This window comes from Zhongshania sp. (genome assembly GCF_041623545.1).
GTDB lineage: Bacteria > Pseudomonadota > Gammaproteobacteria > Pseudomonadales > Spongiibacteraceae > Spongiibacter.
Map to the genome: position 1 here is coordinate 1 of NZ_JBFJWS010000275.1, position 4,331 is coordinate 4,331.

Annotated in this window: 3 protein-coding genes; all 3 read right to left on the reverse strand. The window is 53.2% G+C overall.

Annotated elements, in window-relative coordinates:
- Nucleotides 1–45: 45 nt before the first annotated feature.
- Nucleotides 46–753: an SGNH/GDSL hydrolase family protein gene (locus tag ABYT30_RS16260; RefSeq protein ID WP_373097514.1), complete on the reverse strand. Its 708-nt coding sequence runs from the start codon at nt 751–753 to the stop codon at nt 46–48.
- A gap of 77 nt (nt 754–830) precedes the next feature.
- Nucleotides 831–2,498 carry a sulfatase gene (locus ABYT30_RS16265; protein WP_373097515.1) on the reverse strand — a complete coding sequence of 556 codons (1,668 nt, stop codon included), beginning with the start codon at nt 2,496–2,498 and terminating at the stop codon, nt 831–833.
- A gap of 204 nt (nt 2,499–2,702) precedes the next feature.
- Nucleotides 2,703–4,331: tetratricopeptide repeat protein (locus tag ABYT30_RS16270; protein ID WP_373097517.1), on the reverse strand; the 1,629-nt coding region annotated here is incomplete at its 5' end.

Genomic DNA, 4,331 nt, shown 5'->3' on the forward strand with positions numbered 1-4,331 from the left:
GGTCTCATCTTTTACATCTACGTAAAGTTTGGGACTTTAGCCGGTTTATTCAGCCACGCCCCCTTGAATAAGCTCAGCAACATAATCACCCCACACTCGGTATGCCTCAGCACCTGGATGAAAGCCATCTCCCGCGATCCCAGCAAGATCACCCGAATACGGAATAGCCACGTAGATACACGAACGCTCGCTTTCCGCCACAGCGCTCATCAGCACATTGAATTGCTTCGCTCGCAAGCCCAACCACCAACGCAATGGATTTGGCAGCGCAGGGAACAGATGCATAGGTGGAATGCAAGACAGATAGACCTTACGCACACCGAATTTTTCAGTGAGCAGCTGCACGATTAGCCGCACATTTTCAGCCCAAGCACTCGCCCTATTTAGCCCGGTCACATCGTTTACGCCAATAGAAACCACCGCGGTATCAAATTCTTCCTGCGGCATTGCATGGAGCCTGTCCAGCAATTGGCGCGAGGTGTCACCGGATTGCGCAATAAGCTTCCACCTCACTGCATTGGTTTTGCTAAGCGGTGCAACAAGTCTACCGGACAGTGCCTGCTGCTGATGATCAACCCCAACACCCGCAGCGGCAGAGTCGCCCACAATGAGCAGACTCAGCCCTTTACCCTGCCCCACTTCGCCATGGCGATGCCCGTCCGGCTCCGGAAGTTTTGGTGTCACTCGTTTAACGTACTTACCCTGAAGAAAAAGAATGGGGCCTATCAAGATTAACGCAAGGTGGTATAGCACTTATTTTCCTAAAAAAGCGAACAGATAATTTAAAAGACACCGGCAATTTACCACCGTCGCAAAAATCTACGCCAATATCAATTCGGCCAATAAACCGTTTCATCGCTCGGCGTCACTTGCTCTGCAGAAGTTTTATCAATCGCCACCGGTATCTCAGCAACATAGGGATAAAGGACTGGGGTTCTACCCTCTTGATGCGCATGCAGCATCGCGGTAAGTTTTGCCACAACGTCTGGCTGCTGAGCGGCTAAATTTATTTGCTCGGTCGGGTCTACTGACAAGTCGAACAGCCACTCTTTTTTCGGGTTCTCAGATACTTGCAGTTTCCAGTCTTTGTGACGAACGACTTGGTAGTAACCGCTTTGCCAAAACAAGGTGTCTCTAGCCCACTCCCCGGTATGCTCGCCCATTGCCAGTGGCAATAAATTTGCGCCGTCGATGATTCGATCTTCCGGTAGCTTAGCTTGGGCGGCGGCGACCAAGGTTGGCAGAAAATCGATATGAGCGGCGGGTGTGTCGATGCTGGTGTTTCGCGCTATATGTGCTGGCCAGCGCATAAATAAGGGTACGCGAATACCGCCTTCAAACATGGTGAGTTTCCACCCCCGATACGGGGCATTAATATCTGGTATGCCGATGTAACCGGCGCCGCCGTTATCGCTGGAGAACACCACAATGGTGTTGTCAGAAAGGCCTTCTTCTTTCAGCGTTGCTAAAATGCGGCCAACACTGCGGTCTACTGCCCGCACCATCGCGGCGTATACCCTTGCCCGGTGAGGCTTAATGTCGCCAACGGCTTCATAGTCTTCCCGAGTTGCCTGCAAAGGTGTGTGCGCACCCCAATGAGCGAGGTAGAGAAAGAAGGGACGATTTTTATTGGCTTTAATGATTTTTATCGATTCATCGGTCCAGTAATCGGTAAGGTAGCTCTTAGGTTCAAAGACCGGACCGCCATCATTAAAGGCGGCAGCGTAGCGCATTTTTGCCCACAGAAATTGGTCGATTGGATCAAAGTCGACTTTGGCATTGACCACATCAGGATGGTCAACCGGCAGATACAAGCCGCTGTGCATTAATAAACTTTGCTCAAAGCCCTGCTCCTCTGGGCTAAAACCTTTGCCTCGACCCAGATGCCATTTACCAATATGAGCGGTGTAGTAACCGCGATCGCGCAGGATTTCGGCAAGGGTAATTTCAGAACTCGGCAGGCCTTGCTCGTCAAAGGATGGGATTTTGTCCGCACCGGCTTTATTGTAAATGCTCGGCGGCAGGCCGTTATCGTGGGACGAGGCAATCATGGTTGCCATTGCCCCCATACCGTCTGGTGTCGGCGTAAATTCAAATCCGGTACGTGTTGGGTAGCGGCCGGTTAAGAGCATGGCCCGCGACGGCGCGCAGGTCCCTGCGCCGGAATAGGCCTGGCTAAAGTTAGCGCCACTGGCGGCCAGCTCATCAATATTGGGAGTTTGCACGTGGCCGTTGGCCAGACCGCCGCCATAGGTAGATATGTCGTTAATACCTAGGTCATCAGCCAAAATCACAATAACATTGGGCGGACGATCTTGGCTCGCCGCGTCTGCCTGCGCTGGCCCCTGCTGCCAGTGTATGTCGCGGTTAGGCGCAACCTCATAAGCTCTGGCAGTCTGGAACTTCACCAAGGCCAACATAAGGTCGATTCGGTTCAGCCAAGCGATGCCCAGTGCGGCGGGAATCACGATAAAGGAGGCAATTATTATTTTTTTCATTGAGCGATCCTTTTGCCAAATCGAACAGTGCTATATCACTAAATCTTAGTTTGTACTGGTGACTTAGGACTATCTGCTCCACGCTTGGCGTTAAATTAAAACAGCGACAGCATTATTATGGCACTTATAGTGTCATTTTATTCAAGTACTGTAAACACCCCTAGAAATCCGCCCAGGGGCGAGCTTCTAATTTCTCATCCGTCACTATTTAATTAGGACGTTTCCGGCGTCGCGACCACTGCGCTTTTGCAGGTAAAGCGATAGCAAATTGCTCGTTAAGGGCGAGGCATGGCCTCGACTCGCGACAGTCGTTAACACGGTAATGGCCTCGTCGAGTTGCCCGCGATTTTCCAAAGCAACCGCATAGCCATAGGCGAACTCAGGGCGATGGGGTGCGAGATCAAAAGCCTGCTTTAAACCCGCCAGCGCCCGCGCATAATCTTTTGCCCGAACCCAATACAAGCCAAGTTGGTACGCCGCATCCGCAGATTTAACATCTGCCTGCTGAGCGTCTTGCAACCAGTTCAACTCTTCGTCGCTGCCCCTTGTCAGCATGGCCAGTTGCAGATACGGGTACACAAACGCCGCATCCAATTTAATTGCCTGCTGATATAGCTCAGCGGCTTCCGCCATACGCCCTCGCGCTAATTGGTAGTTGGCAAAATTAGCGGCAATTTGTGGGCTGTCCAGGTGGGTGTTCATCAGCGACTCATACTCGGCAAACAGCGCAGCCAGCTGAGCCGACTGCGCTTGGCTCAGCTGCGCGGGCGCGGTACCCGCCAGCACCGGTGCCAATTCCATTCGCACCATTTTACTGTTGTCTGCCAATAGCGCGGACAGGCGGCGCCAGCGCTCCGCACTTGGTGCTTGCGCAAATGCTCGAACGCCAGCTGCTCTCACCAGCGGTGATGGGCTTTGAAGTTTGCTGAGCAGCACATTTTGCTGGGCATAGTCGTAGGGTGACAGCTGCGCTAATAAACTGGCCTCACGTATTGGCGACAAGGTATCAGCAATGCTTTGGTAAAGTGCCATATTAGCCGCCCCTCCGTCCGCCAACATGGCAAAATCCCGAGTCTTTTTCTGCGATGGACTCGTGACTTTGGGTAAGCGCTCCGACAACTTCGCCATCGGCATTTCAGCGTGGCAGCTGCGGCAGGCATCGGGACTGCCCAATGATTTACTTAAGGCCGGATCAGGAATCACAAAGCGGTGATCCCGACGCGCATCAACGCCCATATACACGGTTGCGGGCATATGGCAGTCAACACAGCCCGCCGAGCTAGCCTGGTGGCGGTGATGGCTGGGCACGGCAAAGGTATCGGCCTTGTGGCATTGCATGCACACGCCATCGCCCTCGGCTCGCAGTTTCGCGCTGTGGGGCTCGTGGCAATTGCTGCACACGACGCCTGCGGCATGCATACGGCTCTGCAGGAATGAACCTAGCTCAAAGACTTCATCGCGAATTTGGCCGTCTTGGTAGTAAAAGGGCTGGTGCGGTAAAACCGGACTAACATGGTCAAAGAGCTCAGCCTTAGGGTGCCAGCTACCAATTTGCTCACTGCGAGTGTGGCATTGGGCGCAGCTTGAAAGCTGCGCGCCCACCGGCGGCGATTCTCGACTGGCGATGGCTTGGTCTTGATGCCAAGCCCACTGCCCCCCATCTTTTAAACTGGCGGCAAAACCAGCATTTAACGTATTTGGCTTAGCGCCAGCCGCCCAAGCGAGGTGTGCTTTTGCGTCGCCATGACAGGCCGCGCAGGACACATTCACTTCATCAAAGCTCGTTGCGAAACTATCGCTGGTCGGGTCATAGGCCTTTACTAAATTGGTGGA

Excerpts from the sequence above, each read along its gene's own strand:
- ABYT30_RS16265 (WP_373097515.1), bottom strand. The coding sequence starts at position 2,498 with ATGAAAAAAATAATAATTGCCTCCTTTATCGTGATTCCCGCCGCACTG.